Annotated in this window: 25 protein-coding genes and 1 pseudogene; 6 read left to right on the plus strand and 20 right to left on the minus strand. The window is 68.0% G+C overall.

The features are described 5' to 3' along the window. Window positions 1-5 precede the first annotated feature (5 nt). From QEG98_RS23150 to QEG98_RS23160, 3 genes are all read left to right on the plus strand, one after another. Window positions 6-1,414, plus strand: a protein-coding gene (locus QEG98_RS23150; RefSeq protein WP_316562847.1) for an IS3 family transposase whose coding sequence is annotated in 2 segments (ribosomal slippage) — window positions 6-462 and window positions 462-1,414 — 1,410 coding nt in all. Because the reading frame shifts where the segments join, the coding sequence is not laid out codon by codon here. A 129-nt stretch (window positions 1,415-1,543) separates the two neighbouring features. Continuing rightward, complete coding sequence (locus tag QEG98_RS23155; protein ID WP_316562848.1) at window positions 1,544-1,975, plus strand: hypothetical protein; 432 nt, start codon at window positions 1,544-1,546, stop codon at window positions 1,973-1,975. A 3-nt stretch (window positions 1,976-1,978) separates the two neighbouring features. Further along, on the plus strand, window positions 1,979-2,359 hold the full coding sequence (locus tag QEG98_RS23160) for a DUSAM domain-containing protein (protein WP_316562849.1): 381 nt from the start codon (window positions 1,979-1,981) through the stop codon (window positions 2,357-2,359). A gap of 92 nt (window positions 2,360-2,451) precedes the next feature. On the opposite strand, the gene QEG98_RS23165 is transcribed toward QEG98_RS23160, so the two are convergent. The 11 genes from QEG98_RS23165 to QEG98_RS23215 all read right to left on the minus strand — a co-directional run bounded on the left by QEG98_RS23165 (window position 2,452) and on the right by QEG98_RS23215 (window position 9,904). Beyond that, window positions 2,452-3,042, minus strand: coding sequence for a hypothetical protein (locus QEG98_RS23165; RefSeq protein ID WP_316567947.1), 591 nt, complete (start codon window positions 3,040-3,042; stop codon window positions 2,452-2,454). A gap of 10 nt (window positions 3,043-3,052) precedes the next feature. Continuing rightward, complete coding sequence (locus QEG98_RS23170) at window positions 3,053-3,649, minus strand: hypothetical protein (RefSeq protein ID WP_316562850.1); 597 nt, start codon at window positions 3,647-3,649, stop codon at window positions 3,053-3,055. A 74-nt stretch (window positions 3,650-3,723) separates the two neighbouring features. Further along, a complete protein-coding gene (locus QEG98_RS23175; RefSeq protein ID WP_316562851.1) occupies window positions 3,724-4,278 on the minus strand; it encodes a hypothetical protein in 555 nt (184 codons plus the stop codon). Window positions 4,279-4,411: 133 nt separating this feature from the next. Next, entirely contained in the window at window positions 4,412-4,789 is a 378-nt protein-coding gene (locus tag QEG98_RS23180) for a DUSAM domain-containing protein (protein ID WP_316562852.1), read from the minus strand. Window positions 4,790-4,945: 156 nt separating this feature from the next. After that, on the minus strand, window positions 4,946-5,320 hold the full coding sequence (locus QEG98_RS23185) for a DUSAM domain-containing protein (RefSeq protein WP_316562853.1): 375 nt from the start codon (window positions 5,318-5,320) through the stop codon (window positions 4,946-4,948). Between the two features lie 3 nt (window positions 5,321-5,323). Next, a complete protein-coding gene (locus tag QEG98_RS23190; RefSeq protein WP_316562854.1) occupies window positions 5,324-5,755 on the minus strand; it encodes a hypothetical protein in 432 nt (143 codons plus the stop codon). A gap of 113 nt (window positions 5,756-5,868) precedes the next feature. Further along, entirely contained in the window at window positions 5,869-6,696 is an 828-nt protein-coding gene (locus tag QEG98_RS23195) for a 3-keto-5-aminohexanoate cleavage protein (RefSeq protein ID WP_316562855.1), read from the minus strand. Next, on the minus strand, window positions 6,693-7,055 hold the full coding sequence (locus QEG98_RS23200; RefSeq protein ID WP_090490888.1) for a hotdog domain-containing protein: 363 nt from the start codon (window positions 7,053-7,055) through the stop codon (window positions 6,693-6,695). The genes QEG98_RS23195 and QEG98_RS23200 overlap by 4 nt, the downstream gene beginning before the upstream one ends. Before the next feature lie 32 nt (window positions 7,056-7,087). Next, window positions 7,088-7,873 carry an OAM dimerization domain-containing protein gene (locus tag QEG98_RS23205; protein ID WP_141593920.1) on the minus strand — a complete coding sequence of 262 codons (786 nt, stop codon included), beginning with the start codon at window positions 7,871-7,873 and terminating at the stop codon, window positions 7,088-7,090. A 4-nt stretch (window positions 7,874-7,877) separates the two neighbouring features. After that, window positions 7,878-8,357: a hypothetical protein gene (locus QEG98_RS23210; RefSeq protein ID WP_141593921.1), complete on the minus strand. Its 480-nt coding sequence runs from the start codon at window positions 8,355-8,357 to the stop codon at window positions 7,878-7,880. Next, window positions 8,354-9,904: a lysine 5,6-aminomutase subunit alpha gene (locus QEG98_RS23215; protein WP_140863887.1), complete on the minus strand. Its 1,551-nt coding sequence runs from the start codon at window positions 9,902-9,904 to the stop codon at window positions 8,354-8,356. Before QEG98_RS23215 ends, QEG98_RS23210 begins: the two co-directional genes overlap by 4 nt. A gap of 261 nt (window positions 9,905-10,165) precedes the next feature. Between QEG98_RS23215 and QEG98_RS23220 the strand changes: the two genes are divergently transcribed. Both QEG98_RS23220 and QEG98_RS23225 read left to right on the plus strand, forming a co-directional pair. Beyond that, complete coding sequence (locus tag QEG98_RS23220) at window positions 10,166-11,701, plus strand: catalase (protein ID WP_316562856.1); 1,536 nt, start codon at window positions 10,166-10,168, stop codon at window positions 11,699-11,701. 172 nt (window positions 11,702-11,873) lie between these two features. Beyond that, window positions 11,874-12,491 (plus strand): ankyrin repeat domain-containing protein, encoded by a 618-nt coding sequence (locus tag QEG98_RS23225; protein ID WP_141258919.1) that lies wholly within the window; start codon window positions 11,874-11,876, stop codon window positions 12,489-12,491. An 88-nt stretch (window positions 12,492-12,579) separates the two neighbouring features. Here the strand turns inward: QEG98_RS23225 and QEG98_RS23230 are convergent, their stop codons facing one another. From QEG98_RS23230 to QEG98_RS23245, 4 genes are all read right to left on the minus strand, one after another. Further along, on the minus strand, window positions 12,580-13,611 hold the full coding sequence (locus tag QEG98_RS23230; RefSeq protein ID WP_316562857.1) for an L-erythro-3,5-diaminohexanoate dehydrogenase: 1,032 nt from the start codon (window positions 13,609-13,611) through the stop codon (window positions 12,580-12,582). A gap of 173 nt (window positions 13,612-13,784) precedes the next feature. Further along, a complete protein-coding gene (locus QEG98_RS23235) occupies window positions 13,785-14,792 on the minus strand; it encodes an alpha/beta hydrolase (protein WP_011554393.1) in 1,008 nt (335 codons plus the stop codon). Between the two features lie 28 nt (window positions 14,793-14,820). Then, a complete protein-coding gene (locus QEG98_RS23240; protein WP_316562858.1) occupies window positions 14,821-15,450 on the minus strand; it encodes a uracil-DNA glycosylase in 630 nt (209 codons plus the stop codon). 223 nt (window positions 15,451-15,673) lie between these two features. Then, window positions 15,674-15,895, minus strand: a complete 222-nt coding sequence (locus tag QEG98_RS23245; protein WP_316562859.1) for a hypothetical protein — start codon at window positions 15,893-15,895, stop codon at window positions 15,674-15,676. A 199-nt stretch (window positions 15,896-16,094) separates the two neighbouring features. Between QEG98_RS23245 and QEG98_RS23250 the strand changes: the two genes are divergently transcribed. Next, window positions 16,095-16,526, plus strand: a complete 432-nt coding sequence (locus tag QEG98_RS23250; protein WP_090490806.1) for a PaaI family thioesterase — start codon at window positions 16,095-16,097, stop codon at window positions 16,524-16,526. On the opposite strand, the gene coaBC is transcribed toward QEG98_RS23250, so the two are convergent. The 5 genes and pseudogenes from coaBC to QEG98_RS23275 form a co-directional block, all read right to left on the minus strand. Beyond that, entirely contained in the window at window positions 16,523-17,743 is a 1,221-nt protein-coding gene (gene coaBC / locus QEG98_RS23255) for a bifunctional phosphopantothenoylcysteine decarboxylase/phosphopantothenate--cysteine ligase CoaBC (protein ID WP_316562860.1), read from the minus strand. The two genes, QEG98_RS23250 and coaBC, sit on opposite strands and share 4 nt — an antisense overlap. A gap of 51 nt (window positions 17,744-17,794) precedes the next feature. Further along, window positions 17,795-20,762: pseudogene (locus QEG98_RS23260) on the minus strand (carboxypeptidase regulatory-like domain-containing protein). A gap of 102 nt (window positions 20,763-20,864) precedes the next feature. Next, a complete protein-coding gene (locus QEG98_RS23265; RefSeq protein ID WP_316562861.1) occupies window positions 20,865-21,329 on the minus strand; it encodes a hypothetical protein in 465 nt (154 codons plus the stop codon). Window positions 21,330-21,436: 107 nt separating this feature from the next. Then, entirely contained in the window at window positions 21,437-22,720 is a 1,284-nt protein-coding gene (locus QEG98_RS23270; RefSeq protein ID WP_090490810.1) for a Stp1/IreP family PP2C-type Ser/Thr phosphatase, read from the minus strand. Between the two features lie 61 nt (window positions 22,721-22,781). Beyond that, window positions 22,782-23,294, minus strand: a complete 513-nt coding sequence (locus tag QEG98_RS23275; RefSeq protein ID WP_316562862.1) for an FHA domain-containing protein — start codon at window positions 23,292-23,294, stop codon at window positions 22,782-22,784. Between the last annotated feature and the right edge of the window lie 29 nt (window positions 23,295-23,323).

The raw sequence follows: 23,323 nt of genomic DNA on the forward strand, positions 1-23,323 counted from the left end.
GAACGATGAGCGCAGTGGTGGAAGAGGCTCGGGTCCGGGAGACCGAGGTGGAGGAGAAGGCGAGGCGACGAGGCTTCACGGCGGAGTACAAGCTGCGGGTGCTGGCGGAGGCAGACCGTTGCACGCAGCCCGGTGAGGTTGGGGCGCTGCTGCGCCGCGAAGGGCTGTACTCGTCGCTGCTGAGCGCGTGGCGACGCCAGCGCGAAGCGGGAGAGCTGTCAGCCCGCAGCCCGAAGAAGCGAGGCCCACCGGCGAAGGTTCCCGATGCGAGCGCCCGACGCGTCGCCGAACTGGAGAAGCAACTGGCCCGTGCCCAGGTGCGCCTCAAGCGCGCCGAGGCCCTGCTGGACCTCCAAAAAAGTATCGGAAATCCTGGGAGTGGAGCTGCCGAAGCCCGACGAGGAGCTTTGATGGGCGTGGCCCTGGAAGCGGTGAGCGAACTGGGCGTGGCGCCGGTGTGCCGGCACTGGGACTGCCGCGTGCCACCTACTACCGACGAGCACGGCCCAAGCACGGGCCGGCGCGCCGAAGCCGCTCACCGCGGGCGCTGGCCCCCGAGCAGCGGGCCGAGGTGCTCGCGGCGCTGCATGAGCCGAGATTCCAGGATGCGGCGCCAGCGGAAGTCTACGCGCAGTTGCTCGATGAGGGGCGCTACCTGTGCTCCGAGCGCACCATGTACCGGGTGCTCGCTGAGAATCACCAGGTGCGTGAGCGCCGCAACCAGCTGCGCCACCCGAACCACCCGGTGCCCCAATTGCACGCGACGAAGCCCAATGAACTCTGGAGCTGGGACATTACGAAGCTGCACGGCCCGTCGAAGTGGACGTACTTCTACCTCTACGTCGTCCTGGACGTCTTCAGCCGCTACGTCGTCGGGTGGATGGTGGCCCACCGCGAGTCGGCCACCCTGGCGAAGAAGCTGCTGGCGCTGACGTGCGAGCGCCAGGGCGTAGTACCCGGCCAGTTGACGATTCATGCCGACCGAGGCTCCTCCATGACGTCCAAGCCGGTGGCCTTGCTGATGGCCGACCTGGGCGTGACGAAGACGCACTCGCGGCCTTACGTTTCCAACGACAACCCCTTCAGCGAGGCCCACTTCAAAACGATGAAGTACCGGCCTGACTTTCCCGAGGCCTTCGGCTGCATCCAGGACGCTCGCGGCCACTTCAGTGACTTCTTCGGTTGGTACAACAACGAGCACCACCACGGCGGCCTCGGCCTGTTGACACCCTACGACGTGCACCTTGGCCTGGCGGCCGAGCGCCTCGCGGCCCGCGCTGCGGTGCTCGCCGCTGCCTACGCCGCTCACCCTGAGCGCTTCCCTCGCGGTGCTCCCATGCCGAAGGCACCGCCTACCTCCGTCTGGATAAACGACCCCGCGCGGCTCTCCGCCTCACTGAAAGCTACGCAGTAATCTCTCGAACTCACTGTCTCACTCGCGTTGACAGGTTCCGCAGGCCCAACCGAGAGGCCTGGCCACCCTATGAACTACCCATCCAGGGTGATAGACGCATGATGCCAGGCCGTGATTAGCCTGACATTCATGAAAAAGAAGAACTATTTACTTGGCCTATCATGCGTCTTGGTCGCCCTGGCGTTAGGTTGCTCCAGCAGTGCCAGCGGCACCGCCAGCCGCCGCGATGCTTATGCGCTGGCAACTTGCACCGACACCGTGACGTGCTGCATCCAACGCAACCCCAGCATGCCCGAAGCGTGCGGCCTCACCGCGGGCGAAGCCGCGTCGCACATGGCAGGCGTCAAGATGGTCATGGAGGCGGCGGAAGAAGCGCCCGCCGAATGGGATGACACGCACAACGCGAACCTCCCGGAGTGGAAGCGGCGTTGCATCCGCGCCTATGGCGACTGCCAAGAATTTGACTGGACTGGCTCATGCCACGACTGCCTTCGTTCCTGCGAGGGCCAGCAGGAATGGCCAGAGGACAAGTGTTCTCCGCGCAGGAAGAAGAAGAGGTGACACATGTCCGAGAAGATCGATTGGGACCCCATCCGCGCATTGGCACGCAGGGTCATCCGCGAAGGTGCGCCGCTCGTCCTCGACGATGATGTGCGCGCGCTCCTCCGGCGCACAGCGCGAGAAGTAGGCATCAGCGATGCGAACGCGGAGCAGGCACTTTCTACGGAGGTGGGGGCGCTAGAACTCCTCCGCGAGAGTTCGCGGCGCATCACCGACGGGTCCAACAGGCTGATGGACGCGCTCCACAGGATGTATCGCCACCAGAAGGCTGGCGACTTCGACAGCGCCCGCCGGGAAATGCGGGATGTGCTCTCCGTCGAAGTGGTGCCGCACTACCGAGAGGTAGCGGAAGGCCAGCTCGAAGACCTCGAAGATGAGCCCTGAAAGACAACGGGGCGCCGGCTCCACGGACGGAAAGCGCCCCATCATCCTCGGCAACATCGAGTTCCCGTGAGCGGACGGGGCGGCCAGACGCCTCACTCCGGATACGAGTTCTTCGATGCTTCCCGGCGAGCAGGCTCCGCGGCCTGGCGCCTCTGCCTCTCGCGATCAGCCGCGACCTTCGCCTCGATGGCTTGAGCAAGCCTTGAGGGAATCTCCTCGACGAGGTAGGGCGTGAGCTGCTCGAGTGTCCGCTTGAGCTCTGGAAATGGCACCTGATTCTTGTCGACCAGGATCTTCCAGGGTTCGGAGACGGAGCTTCGCTCCAGATCGAAGGCGACTCCCTCTACCTGTCGCGAGGTGGGAACCTCGATGCGGACTCCCGCGAAACGGTCATTCTCACACGCGCTGACCCATACGGACGTGTGAGAGCCCGACTTCATCCGGCGTCCCCGCTCCCCGTACTCGATGCCACATGCCCGCAAGGGACGCAGTTGCGCCTGAATGGCGGCCAACTCCTGAAGGCCACCGACGTCGGTCTTCCCGAGGCTCCCAACGTCGCTCGGCTGCCGGCCCAACAGAAGGGTCGCTGCGCCGATGCCGCCGACCACTACCGCGACCGCGGCGATGATGAGGATCGTGTTCTTGCCGGACTTCTGCGCCGGCTGCGTGGGCACTGTGCTCATGGCAAGTCGCTCACTCGGGATACGAGGTCTTCGCCGCTTCCTTGCGAGCACGCTCGGCAGCCTTGTGCTCCTGCCACGCGCGCTCACTGTCCACACGGCGCTGGATCTCCGTGGCAAGCGCCTCGGGATACTTCTCTACGATGAGGGGCGCAAGCCGTTCGAGCGACTGCTTGAGGTCGGGGAACGCGGTCTGATCCTTGTCGACCAGGATCTTCCAGGGCGCAGAGACGGAGCTTCGCGTCATATCAAAGGCGACTTGAGACGACTGAAGCTCCTCCGGAACGCTGATGGAGACATAGGAGACCGACGCCCCACTGCACGGCGTGACGGAGGCGGACTTCCGGGAGCCCGTCGAGCGGTGCGGTAGCGCGCCTGCCCGCACTCCGTACTCGATGTGGCATGCATCCAGGGGCAGCAACTGCGCCTGGACCGCTGCGAGTTCCTGAAGACCGCTGACGTCGGTCTTCAAGCCGCCCCGGCCAAACCCTCCCCCCGCGACCAGAATGGCCCCCCCGCCCATGAGGCCCACCATCACCACCACCGCGACGATGATGATGATGGCGGAGTTGCCGGACTTCCGCGCCGACTGCGTAGACGATGGATTCATTGAGGCACGAGCCTAAGCGGAGCGCGCGCACACCGAAAATCCGTCAACAGGCGGCACACCAAAAGGTGAGTCATTCACTCCGGATAAGAATTCTGCGCGTCCTCTTTGAGAGCGCGTTCAGCGTCCTTCCGCGCCTGTCTCTCGCGCGCCCACTGCGCCTTCCGGTCGGCGTCACGCTGACGCTCAATGGGGTACTGCGTGAGGAGATGGGGGGCGAGCAATTCGAGCGACTGCTTGAGCGCGGGGAACGCGGTCTGCTTCTTCTCGACCAGGATCTTCCAGGGCGATTTCACTGAGCCCCGCTTCATGTCGAAGGCGACATTGTCCACCTGCCGCTCTGGCGGCACCGGGACGGAGATCCAAAAGGAGGAAGAAGTCCCACAAGGAGTGACCCGAGCCGTCGACTGGGAGCCCGTCCAGCGCGTCCCGTTCGCACTCTTTCGACTTCCGTATTCGATGTCGCACGCGTCCAGGGACGACAACTGCGCTTGAACGGCGGCCAACTCCGGAAGCTGGCCCACATTCGTGGTCCGCATCCAGCCCATGGGCTGGATGCCCAACGTCACCGCCCCGGTCAGCGCGATGCCCAACGTCACAACGGAGAAACCGATGATGTTCTTCTTGACCACGGATATCTGCGCGGGCGGCGTAGGCAATGGCTCCATTGCCGCCGCAAACTAGCCGAGCCCTTGCAGCCTGGACAATCCGTCAACGGTCGACATCCCTGAGGAGGCGTGGCGTCAGTCACGCCTCGCTGTCGTTCTACGAATCGTCGTCCACTGCCTGAAGGTACGTGTTCAGGATGTCCACGTAATGAGACACGACCTCCACGGCCAAGACGTCCTGGAGCAGTTGGCGAGCCCCCTCCAAGTCCCCCGCATCCCGGCGTCTATCGACTTCAGCCAAGGTGCGAGACAGGCGCCTCGACCCGGTGGAGATGCGGGATGCAATCTCCCTCACGAGAACTGCGGCGCTTTCGTCATCCTGGAGCGCACGCGTTGTTTCGTCTGGCGAAATCCCCACGTCGTGCGCCGTGGACTGGACAAGGGCGCGCGTTTCGGTGGTGAGGAAGGGCTGAACCGGGTCCGTGATGCGGCGGCTCAGGTCTTTGACCGCGTCCCAATCCCGTTGGGTGGGCATGTGGTTCTCCTAGCGAGGGTGACAATCTCGGAAGGGCCACTCTCGTTGCCCCTCGCAATAGCGAAAGCAGGCGTAGCAGTCTCCAATCCATCGGGGCTTGATGTTCTTCTTGACCACGGACATCTGCGCGGGCGGAGCTGCTTCGCGCGAAGCCGTTCAAGGCTCGTCGGACATGTCGTCGAGCTGGCCTTGAGCAAGCTCCCGGTAGTACGGCACGACTTCGACGGCCAACACGTCGCGCATCAGTTGCCGCGCGCTGTTGTAGTCCCCAGCCCGCTGGTGCTGCCACATCACGTGCAGCGCATCGGTGAGCCTGTTTGAGCCGTCCGTGATGCGGCGTCCAGTCTCACGCATCAGTGCCAAGGCCCCCTCCTCGGTGCTCAATGCGAGCTCCGCGTCGCGGATGGCAACCTCACGTGCAGTGTGTAGCAACAACGCGCGCACGTCCTCCGTGAGCACGAGAGGCACGCCGTCCCGCAACACGCGGCGGGAGAGTGCGCGGAACAAGTCCCAGTTAGGGCGGTTGACCATGGGTCAGGGCCTTTTCTTCCGCTTCGGGCCGCACATATCAAGGGGCCAATCCTGCTGCCCTTCACACATGCGAAGGCAGTCGTAGCAAGGCCCGGCGAACAGCCCCTCCTTGCAGTCGCCGTAGTTCCGAATGCAGCGGCGCTTCCATTCGGGAAGTTCCGCGTTGTGAGCGTCGTCCCACACAGCGGGCGCGTCTTCCGTCGCCTCCATGGCCATCTTGACGCCTGCCATGTGAGAGGCGGCGTCGCCCGCTGTGAGGCCGCACGCTTCGGGCACGCCGGGGTTGCGCTGGATGCAACACGACACAGTGTCAGTGCAGGACGCCAGGGCATAGGCATCGCGGCGGTTGACCGTACCGGTCGCACTGCTGGCGCAGCCCAACGACGCAACGACCAAGAGGCACAACAGGCCAGGTCCAGCCTTCTGCTTTTTCATGGAGCGCCGACTCTACCCGGACGCATGGCAGCAAGAACCAGCCCCCACACGCCAGAGACGGCCGCCGCCCGACAGGACTCGGGCGGCGGCCGTCACGATGCATCCGGCGGTGCTTACGACAACCGCAACAACTTGCGCGCCTGCTCCGGCGTGGCCGGCTCGCGGCCATGGGCACGCGCGCGCTTGGCCGCCTCTGCGACGAGCTCCCAGTTGCCCTTCGCGAGCACGCCCTTGGACACGTAGATGTTGTCCTCCAGGCCCACGCGCGCGTTGCCGCCCCGCTTCGCCGCCTCGTCCACGTAGGCCAGCTGGTGACGCCCCACGCCGGCCACCGTCCAGGTGGAGCCTTCCGGCAGCGAGGCAATCATGAAGTCCAGCACCTCCGGACGCGGCTGCAACGTGCCCGGCACGCCGAGCACGAAGTCGAAGTGCGCTGGCAGGTCCACCAGCCCTTCCTTCGCCAGGTAGCGGGCTTCGTCAATCATGCCCACGTCGAAGCACTCCAGCTCCGGCCGCAGGCCAATCGCCCGGATGCGCCGGGCGATGTCACGCACGAGCGGCCGGGGATTCCAGAAGACCTCCTCGCCGAAGTTCACCGTGCCCGTCGTCAAGGTGGCCATGTCCGGCCGGTCGTCGCCAGTGAGCGTCAGCGGCCCGCAGCGCTGGTCCACCGTCATGCCCACCGCGCCGCCCGTGGACGTCTGGATGAGCACGTCCGTGCGCTTGCGGATGGCGCGGATGGCCGCGCGGAACAACTCCGCGTCCTGCGACGGCTTGCCGTCCGGCGTGCGCACGTGCAGGTGCACCATCGCCGCGCCAGCCTCGCGGCAACGCGCGGCGTCCTCGGCAATCTCCTCCGCGGTGATGGGCAGGTGCGGCGTCTGCTCGCGCGTCGTCTCCGCGCCCACCATGGCCGCGGTGATGACCATGGGCGTGCTCATGTCTGCCCCCGCTGCTTGTCCTTGGGCACCACACACGTCCCCGTGGCCCGGCACACCACCACCGGCTCCGACAGGACATCCGCCGCCGAGTCATTCACGTCCGGCCGCGGCTTGATGACCTTGCGCGCCTCGAAGCGCATCTTCCGCGACGTGTTGCCCGCGCTGATGATTTCGCCCTCCGCCTCGATGAAGTCGCCCGCATACACCGGGGCCAGGAACTCCACCGAGTCATAGGCGCGGAACAGGCCCTCGTCCCCGTCGCTGCGGATGCACAGCTCCGTGGCCACGTCGCCAAAGAGGCCCAGCATCCGCGCGCCGTCCACCAGGTTGCCGCCGTAATGTGCGTCGTGGCTGCTCATGCGCAGCCGGATGACCGCCTTCGTTCCCGTGCTCACTGGGGCTCCCCCTGATAGTGCGCGTCCTTCGGCTCCTTGCCTTCCTTCTTGAGGAGCGCGTGGACGATGTAGTTGGCCACGTCGGACGGCTTGGTGCCGGGCCCGAAGCCGGCGTCGAAGCCCAGCTCCAGCGCCAGCTTGTGGTCCACTCGGGGCCCGCCCAGCAGCAGTTGGACCTTGCCGTGGATGCCAGCAGCCTTCGCCGCTTCGATGAAGTGCCGCGAGTTGTCCTTGTGCACGTCGCGCTGGGTGACGACCTGGCTGACCAGGATGGCGTCCGCGTTGCGCGCCAGGGCCTTCTTGATGAGGTCCTCGTTCGGCACCTGGCTACCCAGGTTGAAGGCCTCGAACCAGGGGTAGCGCTCCAGGCCGTAGTCGCCCGCGTAGCCCTTCATGTTGAGGATGGCGTCGATGCCCACCGTGTGCGTGTCCGTGCCCGTGCAGGCGCCGAACACCACGATGCGCCGCTTCACCTTCTCCTTGATGAAGGCGTTGAGGTCGTCGAAGGACATCTTCTTCACGACGACTTCGGGCACGTCGATTTCGGCGTAGTCCAGCGCGACGGACGAGCGGGCGTAGACGATGAAGAAGGTGTACGTGTCCGCGGCGCGCTCGGCGGCGGCCACCTTCACGTCAGTGAAGCCCATCTTCTTCGTGAAGACGGCGGCGGCCTCCTTGGCCTTCTCGGACAACGGCACCGGCAGGGTGAACGACAGTTGCACCACGCCGTCGTCCCGCCGGTCGCCGTAGGGACGGATGATCTGCTTGCTCGGCTTCACCATCGGCTCACTTCCCTCCGGCCCGCTGAATCTTGACGCTGGAGCCCACCTTCTGGGCCAGCGGAGCGAACCGCTCCTTCTTCGTCTGCTCCAGGTAGAAGACGACCGACCACGTCGTCTTTCCGTCGCAGCCCACATACGTCACGGAATCCACCGCGCCACTGCCATCCGGCGCCACGTCCGTCTCCTGACGCTTCGCCGCTGGCTGGGCGCCCACCTTCAGACGCTCCCAGCCCTTGCCGCCAATGGACGCGACAATCTTGTCCACGCACGTCTGGGCCTTCATGCCCGCCGTCTGCACGGCGCCCACGTCCACCAGGAAGTAGGCGTCCCCGCTGGGCGCCTGGAACTTGCTCGTCCCATCCGCCTCGGTGCGGTTCCACGAGGCGGGAACCTGGATGGACACGTTCTTCACCTGGACCTGCGCCAGCGCATCCGCGGAGCCGCCCGCGGAGAGGACCATGGCAAGGATTGAACCGAGCATCACTGCGCCTCCAGGAGTTCCAGGAACGGGTTGAAATAGTCCGGCGCCTTCTCCAGCACGCCGTCGAGGCCCTTGCCGCCGGTCTCTTCGCGCTTCACGTCACCGAAGTGGCCCCGGCCGATGGCGGTCACCATGCCCTCGTCGCGGCACTCCTGGAGCAACTGCTCCGCCCGGGCGAACACCTCGCGCGCGCGGTTGGCGATCTTGCCGTCCTCGCGGACGGTGAACTCCTCGTCGATGCCTCGCGCCGCGCGGTGGATGTAGGCCGCGGACTTGAGCGCCACGTAGCGGTCCGCCAGGAGCGGCGTGTGCATGGCCTCCGTCATCATGCCCAGCAGCTGGATGCCCTGCCGAGTCCACATGGCCACCAGGTTCGCCATCACGTCGTACGTGTGGCTGAAGAAGATGTCCGTCTCCTTGTGCTTGGTGGGCGGCATGTACTTCAACGGCGCGTCCGGGAAGCAGCGGCGCACCAGCATGGCCTGGGACAGCTCGAGCAGCAGCGTGTCCTCGCGGTACGGGTCGATTTCGTACGCGTGGCCGATGCCCAACTGCCAGTCCTTGAGGCCCGCGCGCTTGGCGAAGCACTCGTTGATGAACTGGCTGGCGATGACGGTGTGGGCCGCGTCGTACGCGTCCGCGGTGGTGATGTAGTTGTCCTCGCCGGTGTTGATGATGATGCCGGCCAGGGCGCAGATGCGGCGGCTGAAGTACTGGTCGATGAACGTGCGCCGCATGTTGATGTCACGGAAGAGGATTCCGTACATCGCGTCGTTGAGCAGCATGTCCAGCTTCTCGTAGGCCGCGCAGAAGGCGATCTCCGACATGCAGAGGCCGGACGAGTAGTTGGTCAACTGGATGTAGCGCTTGAGCTTGCGGCTCTCGTCGTCCAGGGCTTCGCGCATGATGCGGAAGTTCTCCTGGGTGGCGTAGGTGCCTCCGTAGCCCTCCGTCGTCGCGCCGTGGGGCACGTAGTCCAGCAGCGACTGCGCCGTGGACCGGATGACGGCGATGACGTCCGCGCCCGCCTGGGCCGCCGCGCGCGCCTGGTCCACGTCGTCATAGATGTTGCCCGTGGCCACGATGACGTACTTGTGCGGCGCCGGGGGCATGGGGAACTGCTTGCGGAGCTCTTCGCGCTGGGCGATGCGGGCCTTCAGGTCATCGAGCGCGGCGCGGGCTTCCGCGCGCACCTCCTCGCGGAGGTTGTGCTCCTGCTCGGGCGACAAGGGGGCCAGCTTCTCCGTGGGGAGCGCCGTCAGCCGCTCCACGGCCTCCAGCGGGCTCTTCGCGCCCAACTGCAGCGCGCGGCCGTACCAGTAGGCGGCGCCCTTGTTGAGCACCCCGGCGGCCTTCAGCTTGTCCACCATCAGGTTGGCGAGCGGCACGCCCCGCGCGCCAGCTCCAGAGAGGCCGAAGAAGCGCAACACAGTGCGCTCGGTCGAAACAGTGGTGTTACGGCGGATGAGGTCGAAGATCGGGTTGACGATTTCGTCCGCCAGCTTGCGCGCATTTTCAATCCGCGCGTCTTCAATGAACGGGCCTGGCATGGACGCACCTTACCCGCCCGAACGCCAGCGGGTAGCGCCGATGCGCACCTGTATAACGTTGCTGCACCGCATTATCGGTTCCGAGCTCAAATCACCGAAGGGCCGGTGTTCACCTCCACCGACAGGACGGTGACGCCACCGCCCTTTCGGTGGGCGTTCTTGGACTCAACAGGTAACCCACTGGAATCATTCGGAATCGAGCGGTGGCATGCCCCCTGCTCAGGACGGGACTGCCTTACCCCCTGAGACAAGGAGAGTCCCTTGCAAACCCGCTCCCTGCTTCTGACCGCCATTCTCTTTGGCGGATCGGCCGCCGTCGCCGCGACGCCCCCTCCCCTGACGACGGACACCGGCTCCCCCGTGGGGACCAACCAGAACTCCAAGACGGCCGGCCCGCGTGGCGGCGTCCTCCTGGAGGACTTCCACCTCATCGAAAAGCTGGCGCGCTTTGACCGTGAGCGAATCCCCGAGCGCGTGGTCCACGCCCGCGGCACCGGCGCCTACGGCACCTTCGAGAGCTACGGCGACTTCTCCAAGCTGACGCGCGCGTCCCTCTTCTCCGCCAAGGGCAAGAAGACGCCGATGTTCGTGCGCTTCTCCACGGTCATCCATCCGACGGGCTCGCCGGAGACGCTGCGCGATCCTCGCGGCTTCGCGCTCAAGTTCTACACGGACGAAGGCAACTGGGACCTGGTGGGCAACAACCTGCCCGTCTTCTTCATCCGCGACGCCATCAAGTTCCCGGACATGGTGCACTCGCTGAAGCCGTCGCCCATCACGAACAAGCAGGACCCGAACCGCTCCTTCGACTTCTTCTCTCACCTGCCCGAGTCGACACACATGCTCACGCAGGTGTACTCGGACATCGGCATCCCGGCGAACTACCGCCAGATGAACGGGCACGGCGTCCACGCCTTCAAGTTCGTCAACGCGAAGGGCGAATACAAGTACGTGAAGTTCAACTGGAGCTCGCAGCAGGGCGTGAAGAGCCTCACCGCCGAGGACGCCGCCCGCGTCATCTCCGAGGACCACCAGCACGCCACCACGGACCTCTACGCCACCATTGGCGCGGGAAAGTTCCCCTCGTGGGAGCTGAGCGTGCAGGTGCTGGACCCCAAGGAGCTGGACACGTTCAGCTTCGACCCGCTCGACGCGACGAAAATCTGGCCCGAGGCGCAGGTGCCGTCCATCAAGCTGGGCAAGTTCACGCTCAACAAGATGCCGGACAACTTCTTCGAGGAGACCGAGCAGGCGGCCTTCTCCCCTGGCGTGCAGCCGCCGGGCATCGAGCCCTCCGAGGACCGCCTCCTGCAGGGCCGCCTGTTCTCCTACGCCGACACCCAGCGCTACCGGATTGGCGCCAACTACCAGTCGCTGCCCATCAACCGGGCCCGCGCGACGGTGAGCAACAACAACGAGGCGGGCAGCATGAACTTCGCCAACACGAAGTCGGACGTGAACTACGAGCCCAGCGTCAGCCGTGAGACGCAGGACGCGCCGCCGTACCTCTTCTCCAACGCGCCGCTCAGCGGCAACACGCAGCAGCGCGGCATTGAGAAGTCGGACCACTTCGCGCAGGCCGGCGCCTTCTATCTGGCGCTCGACGCGGGCGGGAAGGACCGCCTCATCAAGAACCTGGCCGCGGACCTGAACAAGGTGCGTGATGCCAGGGTGAAGGCGCGCATGGTGGGTCACTTCTTCATGGCCAACTCCGACTACGGCACCCGCCTTGCCAAGGCGGTCAACGTGAAGCTGGACGACGCCAAGGCCGCCGTGGCCACGCTCGCCGCCCGCTGATTCGTTCATCTCCGGGCCCTGGCATGGCTGGCTCCGCCAGGGCCCGGCACTTCCCGCCACTCCCCCTGGGAGAAGGCCGGGATGTGGTGGCGCCCGGCGACTCCCCCTCTCGCCGCCCGTCGCATCCCGGTCTTCCCTCAGCGGGAGCAGGCCCTCTCTTCTGGAGTCCGTCATGATTCGCAAGCTGCTACTGGGAACGCTGGGCCTGTTGATGCTGGGTGCCGGCGTGTTGACGGCCGCGTGGATGTCCCTGCGCGCCACGCCCGCGCCGCAAGGGCGTCTGCTGGCCACGAGCGAGGCGGAGCGCTACCTGCTGGCCGCCGCCCGTGCCGGAGAGACGGACATCGTCGCCGGGCTCGTCCAGGCGGGTACGCCTGTGGAGGCGCGGGATGCTCGCGGCTTCTCGCCGCTCATCCTCGCCGCGTACCACGGGCATGCGGACACGGTGCGCGCCCTGCTCTCCGCCGGCGCGGATGCGTGCGCGGGCGACAACAACGGCAACACCGCGCTCATGGGCGCGGCCTTCAAGGGCTACGCGGACATCGTCGGACTGCTCAATCAGCAGCCCTGCGCGGTGGACCAGAGCAACCGCTTCGGCCAGACGGCGCTGATGTTCGCGTCCCTGTTCGGCCGCAAGGAGGTGGTGGACCAACTCCGCCAGCAGGGGGCCTCCCCTGACGTGCGCGATGGCAGCGGCCGCAGCGCCCAGGACTGGGCACGCACGCAGGAGCCCAGCGCGCCCGTGCCCCAGGCGCCCACCGCGCCGGAGACATCCGCCTCGGCGCGATGAAACGGAGGCACTGCCCCGCCCGGGATGAGGCAAGGTGGCCCCATCCCGGTGATGACGCCGCTGGGCATCGGGGCAGACGGCTCGGCTGCTAGATGTATCGCGTGCCGAAGAGCTGGAGCAGCTGCGGCTCGGTGCGCAGCAGGTCCAGCGTCAGCGCGGCGTGGCCGGGCACGTACCCGTTGCCCACCACCATGGTGACGTCCTTGCCCACGCCCTCGGCGCCCAGGGCCGCCGCGGTGAAGCTGGTGGCCATGGAGAAGAAGATGGCCGTGCCGCCGTCCTTCACCGACAGGATGGTGGCCATCTCCGTGTTGCCCACGCTGGCGCAGTTGACCACCAGGTCGCAGAGCTGACCGTCCGTCGCCTTGCTCACCGCCTCCATGACGTCCACGCCCTGCGTCGCGTCCACCTTCAGGGCCACGTCACACAGGCCAATGCCGGACAGCAGGTCCAGCGCGCCCTGCGACACGTCGAGCGCGAGCAGCTTGCCCCGGCTCTCCAGGTTGCGCCGCGCCTGCGCCAGACACAGCGCCCCGCTCTTGCCCGCGCCCAGCACCGCCACCGTCATGCCCGGCCGCACGTGCCGGGCCACCAGCGCGGGCGCGCCACACACATCCAGCGCCGCGAGCGCCAACGTGTCCGGCATGTCCGTGGGCAGCTTCGCGTAGATGCCGCTGGCGAACAGGATCGCGTGTCCGCGGATGTCCACGCGGTCGATGTCCGCATGCACCGCCTTCACCTCTTCGATGACCAGCGGCGTCAGCGTCAGGCTCACCAGCGTGGCGATGCGGTCGCCCACCTTGAGCAGCTCGCGCGCGGGGTGCCTGGCGCCCAGCTCCTTCACGCGGCCAATCAACATGCCGCCCGAGCCCGTCACGGGGTTCTGCATCTTCCCCCGCTCACGGACGATTGCCTGGATGCGCTCGCCAATGCGCTTCGCGTCGCCGCCCACCTCGCCCTTGATCTGCTTGAAGGACGCGGCGTCGATGTTGAGGCTCTCCACGTCGATGAGCAGCTCGGACTCGCGGCACGGCAGCGAAGGATCCAACTGCTTCGCGCGCTGGGGCAGCACGCCCTTCTCGCCAACGACGCGAGACAGCCCGTAGAGGTCGATGCTCATGTTCCCGTCTCCCTGAAGGTTGTCGGGCGCCCGGCCCCGCCACGGCGGGGCGCACCCAGGAGGCGTCTACCCGCTCGGGCGGGGAAAAGGCCAGCGCCACGTCACGCGCGGTGGGCCGAGGCGTCCCCCAGCGGGCATCCCGACCACCGCGCGACAGGCCCTGGCCCCGTGCGTCAGTCCTGCGCCAGGTTCGGCACCAGGACGGACAGCGAGCGCGCGAAGCGGTACGACACACCGGAGTGGCCGTCCTCGAACTCCTCGTGGACGCGCTCCACGCCCGCGTTCTTGAAGTCCTCCGCGAGCATCCGCGTGCCCCAGCGGATGTTGAACTCGTCACGCGTTCCACAGTCCAGGTACACCGTCTTCAGCTTCCGGAACGCGTCCATGAACTTGGGCACGAAACGCACCGGGTCGTGCACCAGCCACCGGTTCCACACGTCGAGCCGCAGCCGGCCCGTGTTCGCGTCGAAGGGCAGCTCCACGTTGAGCGGCTCGCCCTTCTTCGGAGAATACGCGGCGGCCATCGCCAGGACGTTCACCACTGGGAAGTCGTCCCCGCGCATCTTCGTCTCACTCACGCGCGCCCGGAACTCGGCATGCCACGCCTCCACGCCGCCGGCCTTCAGCAGCGCCGCCGCGGCCTTCGGGAGGTCCGGCAGGTAGCAGTATTCAAAGTAGGAATCCGCCGCGTGCGCGCCCACGTGGGAGAACAGTTCCGGGTGGTAGCGGCCCATCACCAGCGCGCCGTAGCCACCGGAGCTGTGCCCCACCACGGCGCGCGAGGCTGCCTTCGGCAGGGTGCGGTAGGTACGGTCCACGAAGCCCACCACATCCTTGGTCAGGTAGTCGCGATACCGGCCAATGGCGTCGCTGTTCACCCACTGGCTGCCACCCAGCGACGTCCAGGCATCCGGGAAGACGCCGATGACGGGCGGAATCGCGCCCGACTCCACGAGCGCGTCCAGGCGCTGGGGGACGGTGGGCGCGAAGCCCGACGCGTTCGTCCACGAACCGCCGCTGTTGCCGAAGGCATGCAGGAAGTAGACGACGGGGTAGCGTCTCTCATCCGCGCCGTAGCCTGGCGGAAGGTACACGGTGAGCTTGCGGCGAGCCGGGTCCCCCAGCGGGTTCGACTCCAGCGCGGGCGACAGCAGCTCACTCGACTCCAGCAATCCATTCATCCGTGCATTCCCTTCATCGGGCCCGCGGCTACGCGCGCGAACCGGGTTGCTTCCCCAGCACCTTCATCACCGCCTGGAGGTCCTCCCATGCCTTGCGCTTCTCCGCCGGGCTGCGAAGGAGGTACGCCGGGTGGAAGGTGGGCATCAGCTGGATGCCCTCGTAGGTGCGCCAGTTGCCACGCAGGCGGGTGATGGGCGTGCTGTCCCGCAGCAGCGTCTGCGCCGCGAACTTGCCCAGCGCCACCACCACCTTGGGCTGGATGGCGGCCAACTGCGCGCGCAGGAAAGGCTCGCAGGCGGCAACCTCCTCCGGCTCGGGATTGCGGTTCCCCGGTGGCCGGCACTTCACGACGTTGCAGATGTAGACGTCGTCGCGGCGGTAGCCCATCGCGCCAATCATCTTCGTCAGCAGGTCGCCGGCCGCGCCGACGAAGGGCACGCCCTGCAGGTCCTCGTTCTCCCCGGGGCCCTCGCCCACGAACACCAGCTCCGCGCGGGGGTTGCCCGAGCCGAACACGAGGTTCTTGCGCGTCGAGCACAGCTTGCAGCGCTGGCAGTCGCCCAGCTCCCGGCGAATCTCGTCCAACGTCGGCCGCTCGCCGTTCGCCGCGCCATGCAGCGCCCCAGCGGGCCGCGGCGTGGGCGGCGGCGCATCCACACGCGTTCCCGCGACCGGCGACCGCGGCGCCGGAGGCTGGCCCTCAACGGCGCCGAGAGCCATGCCCCCGGACGCATGGGAGGCGTGGACGGGGGCGGCACCCGCGCTGGCGCTGCGGCACCGACTCCCAGCGGCCCTGCTGCACCCGCAGGAGTCGCCGGGCCCGGCCGCTCCGTGCCGATGGAACGGTGCTCCGGTGCCGGGCTCGCCAGCGGCGGCCGGGTCAGCGGGGCCTCGGGGCGAGCAGGAGGCGCGGCGTCCACGCCCCCTGTGTCCGGGCGAAGCGCGCGCGCAAGGAGGGAGCCGAGCGCTGGAGCTCGAGCGCCGCCTTGGCGTCAATCATCAGCACCCGGCCAGCGGCCTCCTCCTGCCAGAGGAGGTGGCGGCGCACATCGTCCAGCAGGGCGCTCAGGTCCTGCGGGGCCTCGGGCGTGTCATCAATCACGGTCCTGGATCGGTATCGGACGTAGCGCCCGTGCGCAAGGAAGCGGACGCCCAAGCCGGCTGTTCGCCTCCCGCCAGAGCAGTTCCAGGCTCACGCCTGGAGTCCTACCCCGCCCTGCCCCCAGTCATCCGCCCTGGGGGCACCCCGGGCCCACGCTATCTTCCTCCCCCACCCCGGTGTCACGCAGCGAGGAGCCGCCATGGAGCACCCGAACCCGGATTACCGCCAGGACACGGAGGACCTGTTCACATCGGCCGCCTTCGTCATGGACCTGGGCATCCAGCCCGTGGACATCCGCCCCGGCGAGGTGGAAGCCCGGCTGGTGGTGCAGCCCCGGCACCTGCAGCAGGACGGCGTCATCCACGCGGGCGTCCAGGCCACGCTGGCGGACCATACGGCGGGCGCGGCGGCCTTCTCCGTCGTGCGAAAGGGCCAGCGAGTGTTGTCCACCAGCTTCACCGTCCACCTGCTCCAGACGGCGTCCGGTGAGGAATTGCGGTGCAAGGCCCGGGTGCTGCGCGCCGGCCGCCGGCTCATCGTCACGGAATCCGAGGTCCACGCCGTCTCCGGCGGCACGCCCCGGCTCGTGTCGAAGACCACCGTCACCCTCGCGGTGATGGAGCCCCGCTAGGACGGTGACACGAGCAGCAGTTCGATGAGGGCCTTCGCCACCTCGTACTTGCTGCCCTGGAGTTCATGCTGCGCGCCCGAACGCGTGAGCACCGTCACCCGGTTGGTGTCCGTTCCAAAGCCCGCGCCAGGGGCCGTCACGTCGTTGGCGACAATCGCGTCCAGCCCCTTGCGCTCCAGTTTTTCGCGCGCGTGCGCCACCACGCGTTCCGTTTCCGCCGCGAAGCCCACCAGCACCGGCCGCTTTGGCTGTCCCGCCACCTTGCGGGAGGCCTCCGCGAGCACGTCGGGCGTGCGCACGAGCGTCAGCGCCTCGGGCGAAGTCGAAGCGCCCTTCTTCACCTTCTGCGGCGCGCGCGTCTCCGGACGCCAGTCGCTGACCGCCGCCGTGGCGATGAACGCATCCACGGTGCCCACCCGTGAGAGCACCTCGCGCGCCATGTCGTCCGCGCTCACCACGTCCACGACGTCCAAGCCGCCGCGCTCCACGGTGCCTACGGGACCGAGCACCACCGTCACCTCGGCGCCCAGGGTCCGGGCCGCGTGCGCGAGCGCCATGCCCATCTTCCCCGTGGAGGGATTGGAGATGAACCGCACCGGGTCCAGGAACTCGCGCGTGGGGCCCGCCGTCAGCAGCACCCGCTTCCCCGCCAGTGGGCCAGCGCCGAAACGCGCCGCGACCGCCTGGACGATGGCTGGAACGTCCGCCAGTCGCCCCTCCCCCACGTCACCACAGGCCAGCATCCCCGCGCCTGGGCCCACGCGCGAGAAGCGCGGATAGGCCAGCAGGGCCGCCAGGTTCTCCTGCGTCAGGGGGTTGTCCCACATGGCCACGTTCATCGCCGGCGCCAGCACCACCGGCCCCCGGAAGGCGAGCAGCGACGTCGTCACGGCGTCGTTCCCCATGCCCGCGCGGATGCGCGCCAGCAGGTCCGCGGTGGCCGGCGCCACGACGAACGCCTCGGCCCAGCGAGCAAGGTCCAGGTGGCCGAAGTTCCCCTCCTGGGCAGGGTCGAAATAGTCCGTGAGCACAGGGTGCCCGCTGAGCGCCTGGAAGGTGAGCGGGGTGACGAACTGGCGCGAGGACTCCGTCATGGCCACCCGCACCTCAGCGCCTGCACGCGACAGCTCCCGCACCAGCTCGCAGGCCTTGTACGCCGCGATTCCGCCACCCACGCCAACGACCACCCGGCGGCCTTTCAGAGTCGTCACGTCCATGCGGCTTCCTAATGCGCGGGGAGGCGGGCTCGCAACCGTCCCGGCAGGGCCTCAGTGGGCCATCATCACGACGTCACTGGCCGAAGGCACATCCACGACGCGGACCTCCGGTCCGCCGGGGGTCTCCACGTGGAAGTTGCCCCATACCAGCGTGTACCGCCCGGGCCGCAGCCCGCTCAGGCGGACCTGCTCCGACCGGGGCTGGTACACGAGCTGCGCCCAGCGCGAGCGCATCAACGCCACCGCCGGAGGATTGCCCACCGCCCCCAGCTCTCCCGCGACGACCCACAGCGCCCGGCCCCGCTCCGGCTTCAGCTGGACGGCCAGCGACGCGGTGCCCGGCGCCGGGCCCAGGTCCAGCGACATCTCCGAGCCGCCAACCTGCACCACCAGCGCCGGCTCGCCAGAGAACTCCCGGTTCGCGCCCAGCGCGAAGCGGTAGTTGCCCGGGAGACCTCCACGCTGTAGCCGCCATCCGGCCCGGTGACGATGGTGAGCGGTTCGCTGCGGTCCGCGTTGACGGCCTCGACCTCGAAGCCCGCCGCGGGGCTCCCGTCCGGGCGGTACACCCGGCCGCTCAAACGCGTGGCCTGCCGCAGCTTGAGCTCCACCGGCCCCCGCGCGCCCCGCTCCAACGACTGGGTGGCGCTCAACCGCCCCTTGCGCGCCGTGAGCGAGTAACGCGTCACATAGGGCGGGCTGGCCACCGTGAAGGTGCCGTCCGGCCCGGAGAGCACGGAGTCGTCACAGACGTCGCACGACACCACGGCATCTGGCACCGGCCCACCGCCCTCGTCGACCACGCGGCCCGAGACACCCGGCAGCTTCTCCAGCACCAGGTCTCCCAGGTCGGGCGAAACCGGGCGATCCACCATCATCGGCTCGTAGCCCGCCGCGTCCACCGATGCGATGACGCGGTCGCCCGCCGTGGGCAACGGCAGCTCGAAGCGGCCATCCGGTGCATTCACATCGTGCTCGTCCACGCGAAAGCGGCGCACCGGCTCACCGTCATCACCCACGACACGCCCGCGATAGACGTCGCGCTTCCTGAGCACCACTCGCACCGGAGGGCCACCCGCCTTGCCCTCGGCGCGCTCGATCTGGTCGTAGCCCGGGTGCCTCACCTCCAAGCGGTAGCCCCGGTCCGGCCGCAGCGCACGGAACTCGAAACGGCCGCTCGCGTCGGACTGCACGGGCTCCGCGCCACGGGGCACCACCACCAGCGTGGCGCCCGCTACCGGCGCGTTCTGCCCGTCCACCACCTCGCCACTGAGCGGCGCTCCGGGCCTCAGCTCCGCTTCCAGCTTCAGCGTCTGCCCCTCCGTCAGCGTCACCTCCCGACGCTCCGACGGCTGATAGTCGGGATGGGACGCCATCATCGAATACGTGCCCGCGGGCATCCCGCGCATCGGGACCATGCCATCCGAGCCGGACGGCCGGTCACTCCGGAAGATGCCTTGCTGATCAACCCACAGCACCACGTCCGCGCCTTCCACGCGGCGGCCCTCGGCGGAGACTGTCACTTCCAACGACGCGCGAGGCTCCAGCGCCAGTTGCACGTCGGTGGCCGGCGCAGTCACCTTCAGCTGGCCACCGCCCCACTCCGAGTGGTGCGCATGGAGCTCGTAGAGCCCCGGCGTGGGCACCTGCGCGATGAAGTGCCCTTCCGCGTCCGCCAGCGTCGACGCGCCCGTGGGCTGCACCAACACGGACACGCCCGGCGCGGGCCGGCCATAGACATCCAGCACCTGCCCGCTGATGACGGTGGCGCGCTCCATCTCCAGTTCGAGCGCCGTCTCCCCTGGCGTCACCTTCGCGGGCAGCTGCGCATCACGGAAGCCCTCGGCCTGACCGGTCAGCACGTAGCTGCCCACGGCCAGAGGGCCCAGAGTCACCAACGCGCCATTGCCACCGCGCACCTGCCGGACAACCTCCCCCGTCGGCATGCGCAACAGCAGCTCCGGTTGCGGCACGGGCTGCCCGTCTTCATCCACCACCGTGACGAGCAGGCTCCCCGCTTCCTCCAGCGCCAGCGTCACCTGGGTGACGCGCTCGTCCAGCGTCAAGACGCGGGGCGCGGACGCCAGGCCCTTGGCCTCCGCGGTCACCACCAATTGGTCCGGATACAAGCCGGTGAAGCGCACCGGAGTGCCGTCCGTGCGCAGCTCCCGCGACAGGTGGTCCGCGCGCAGCCGCACCAGCGCGGCCGCGGGGGAACCATTTCGGGTGACGCGGACCTCCAGGGTGCGCGCGGGCGTCAGCTTCAGGCGCACGGGCTGTGGCCCCGCCTCCACCTGGGCCCCCACCGCGGGCAGGTACCCCTCCGCCGTGGCCAGCACATAGAAAGGCCCTTCGCCCAGGCCCGTCAGGGTGAAGCGGCCATCCGCTCCGCTCGTGGACTCGAAGTGCAGCGGCGCCCGCCGCGACATTCCGTGCACGTGAGCCCCCGCCAAGGGCCGGCCAGCGTCGTCCACCACCTGCCCCACCAGGGTGCGCAGCGGCGGCAGGTACAGCTCCACCGGGTCCCCAGGCGCGGCCCGCTCGCGGAGCGCGACGCCCAGCCCTGGCGCGCGGGCCCACACGGAGAAGGACACGCCAGCCAGTTGCTCGAAGCGGAAGCGCCCTTCCGCGTCCGTGCTGACCGTGGCCCGCGGCGTCAGGAAGCCCTGTTGCTGCTCGAAGAACGCCAGCGTGTGCAGCGCCGTCTCACGCGCCTGGCAGGACAGGAGCGCCGGCCACATGCATCACAATGAACGCCCAGGAGCGTCCGCTCCGCGCTGGCGGCCAGGAACACCTCCGCGCCCGCGACGGGACGACCCGAGGCGTCCAGCACACGCCCCGTGAGCGTCAGCCCCTCGCCCGCGGAGGCCACGTCCACGGCGGCGAACTCCGGCAGGGCCTTGCCAGTGGAGGCGTGTGAGTCGCGAGCGGCGGGCCCCGTCTCCGTGCCGGGCCACAGCCACACCAGCCCTGCCGCGAGCAGGGTCGCCATCACGCCTATGACAATCCAGTTGCGCATGCGCAGACGGCGCGGACGTTAGCCCGGGGCCGGGCGCGGAACGGCCGATTCCCCCTGAAAATTCCGGACGCGTCCTTTCCCGAACGCATGGGCGAGCGGCGCCTACAGCTTGTCTTCGAGGTCATCCAGGCGCTTCTCGACCCGCTCGAAACGCTCCTGGGTCGAATCCGCCATGGAAGTCAGCAGCCGGGCCATGCGGCCCGCGTGGGCCTCCATCCGGCTCATGCGTCCCGACACGGAACGCAGCCCCACGATCATGGACTCCACGGTTGACATCATCGTCTCCATGTTGCCCATCATGGAGTCCATGTTCGTCTGCATGGCCACCATGTTCGACTGCATGACCGCCATGTTCGACTGCATGACCGCCATGTTCGTCTGCATGGCCACCATGTTCGTCTGCATGGTCGCCATGTTGGACCGCATGGTCGCCATACCGGCTCGCATGGACCCCATGCCCATCGCCATGCCTTCGACGTCCCCCTGCGTCGCCCTCAGCTCATGGCGCAGCTCAACCACCTCGCCCAGGAACTTCACCACCACGTCGCCGCCCACCGCCCTCGCCATGCGTCGCCCTCCGACAACGGAACGGCGCGAACGTACCTGGGACGTCTGACGTGATTGGGATTCGGGACGAAGCGACTTCGGTCGACGAGGGGCCATGACGCGTCCTCCTACTCCTCGGCGAACGGAGCAATCGCCTGGGCCACGGCCAGTTCCTGCCGTGCCTCGCTGAGCTCCGAGTTGGTGGCGCGAAGCCGGTCGCTGAGCACCTGGACGAAGCTCCAGAGCATCTTCACCGCGAGGATGGACTCGCGCTTCATCAGGCCCATCAGGTCCGGCCGCGAGATGACCATGGTGCGCGTGGGCTCCGTCGCCCGCACCGTCGCTGAACGCGGCGCGTTGTCGATGAGCCCCATCTCTCCGAAGTGGCCCCCCGCGCGCAGCTCGGCGATCTCCACGCCGTTCTTCTCGATGGCCACCCGGCCCCGGATGACGACGAAGAGCTCCTCGCCCGGCTGCCCCTCCACCACGATTTCACGCCCCGCGGGATACGTGCGCGTGGTCGCGATGGACAGCACCGCCGTCTGCTCCTTGTAGGTGAGGTGACGGAAGAGCGGAATCTTGCGCAGCGCCTCCATGCGCGACTGCGCTTCGCTCGACTCCTCGCTGACGCTGGAGCCTTCGCCCGCGACCTTCACCACCACCGCGGTGATGTTGTCCTTGCCTCCGCGCTCGTTGGCGACGTCGATGAAGCGCTTGGGCAGGTCCGCGGGCGCGATGCCGGCGATGAGCGGAAGGACCTCCTCGTCCTCGACATAGCCGTGCAGGCCGTCCGAGCAGAGGATGAACATGTCCCCGGGCACCAGGTCCACGATGAGCGTGTCGACCTGGACGGACTCCTGGATGCCCACCGCGCGGGTAATCACGTTGCGGTACTGCGAGTTGGCGGCCTGGTCCTTGGTAATCGTGCCGGCCTTGAGCTGCGCGGCGACCAGCGTGTGGTCCTCCGTCAGCCGGTGACACTGGCCATGCCGCACCAGGTAGACACGGCTGTCACCCACGTGGCCGATGACGCCCTTGTTGCCGCCCACCGCGAGGCACACGAACGTCGTGCCCATGCCGCGCTTGGTCGCGTCCGACATCGCCGTCCGGTAGATGTCCGCGCACGCGCGCTGGACGGCCACCTCGACGAGCGCCGCCGCCGCGGAGCGGCTGTCCGGCGTCGGGTTGATGCCCAGGTCCTTCAACAGATGGCGGTTGGCGGAGATGTGCTGCTTGACGACCTCCGTGGCCCGGTTGCTCGCGACCTCGCCGGCCGCGTGACCGCCCATGCCGTCAGCCACCACGTAGAGACCGAGCGCCGCATCCACCAGCATCGCGTCTTCGTTGTGCTGCCGCTTGCGGCCGACGTCGGTCAGTCCAAAAGCTTCTGTGGTCAAGGCCACCGCGAACACTCCCGTGTGTGACAGAGGGCGACTCCGCACGTTACGCAGGCCCACGAAGACGTGGCAAGGCTCAGGGAGCCATCCTCACGGCCAGCATCCGCACAAAACCGCTGGTCGTGTAGAAACCGACCTCCACCTGGCCGAAGCGCAACCGAGCTCCATCCGCCACCGGAACGGCCTTCCGGGGCACGAGGCGGACGCCCCCCGCCCAGGAGCCATTCTTGGACCCGGCATCCGTCAGCAGGAAGCCCGCCTGGCCTTCCTCCCGGCTGAACCAGGCGTGGAACCGGGACACGCTCCCGTCGTCCAGGACCACGTCGTTGTTGCCCGTCCGCCCCACGGTGATGCCCCGCCCGAAGGCGTTCGTCCGCGATTTCACGACGGGAAACACCAAGGGCCCGCTGGCCCCCAGCGTGGGGTTCCCCGCGTTCGTCACCGTCTTCAGACGGTACTCCTCCCCGTCCCCGCCGCGGTCTTCCTCCGTCGCTGGAGTGAAGACGAGCAGCGCGGCTGGCAGGTTCCGCTCGAAGACTTCTCGGTTGCGGAGGTATCGCGACACATGGGCACTGAGCGGCTCGGGCATACGCGGCGTGCGAACAGGGTGCTCGCAAG

Source organism: Myxococcus sp. MxC21-1, assembly GCF_032612255.1.
Classification (GTDB): Bacteria; Myxococcota; Myxococcia; order Myxococcales; family Myxococcaceae; genus Myxococcus; species Myxococcus virescens.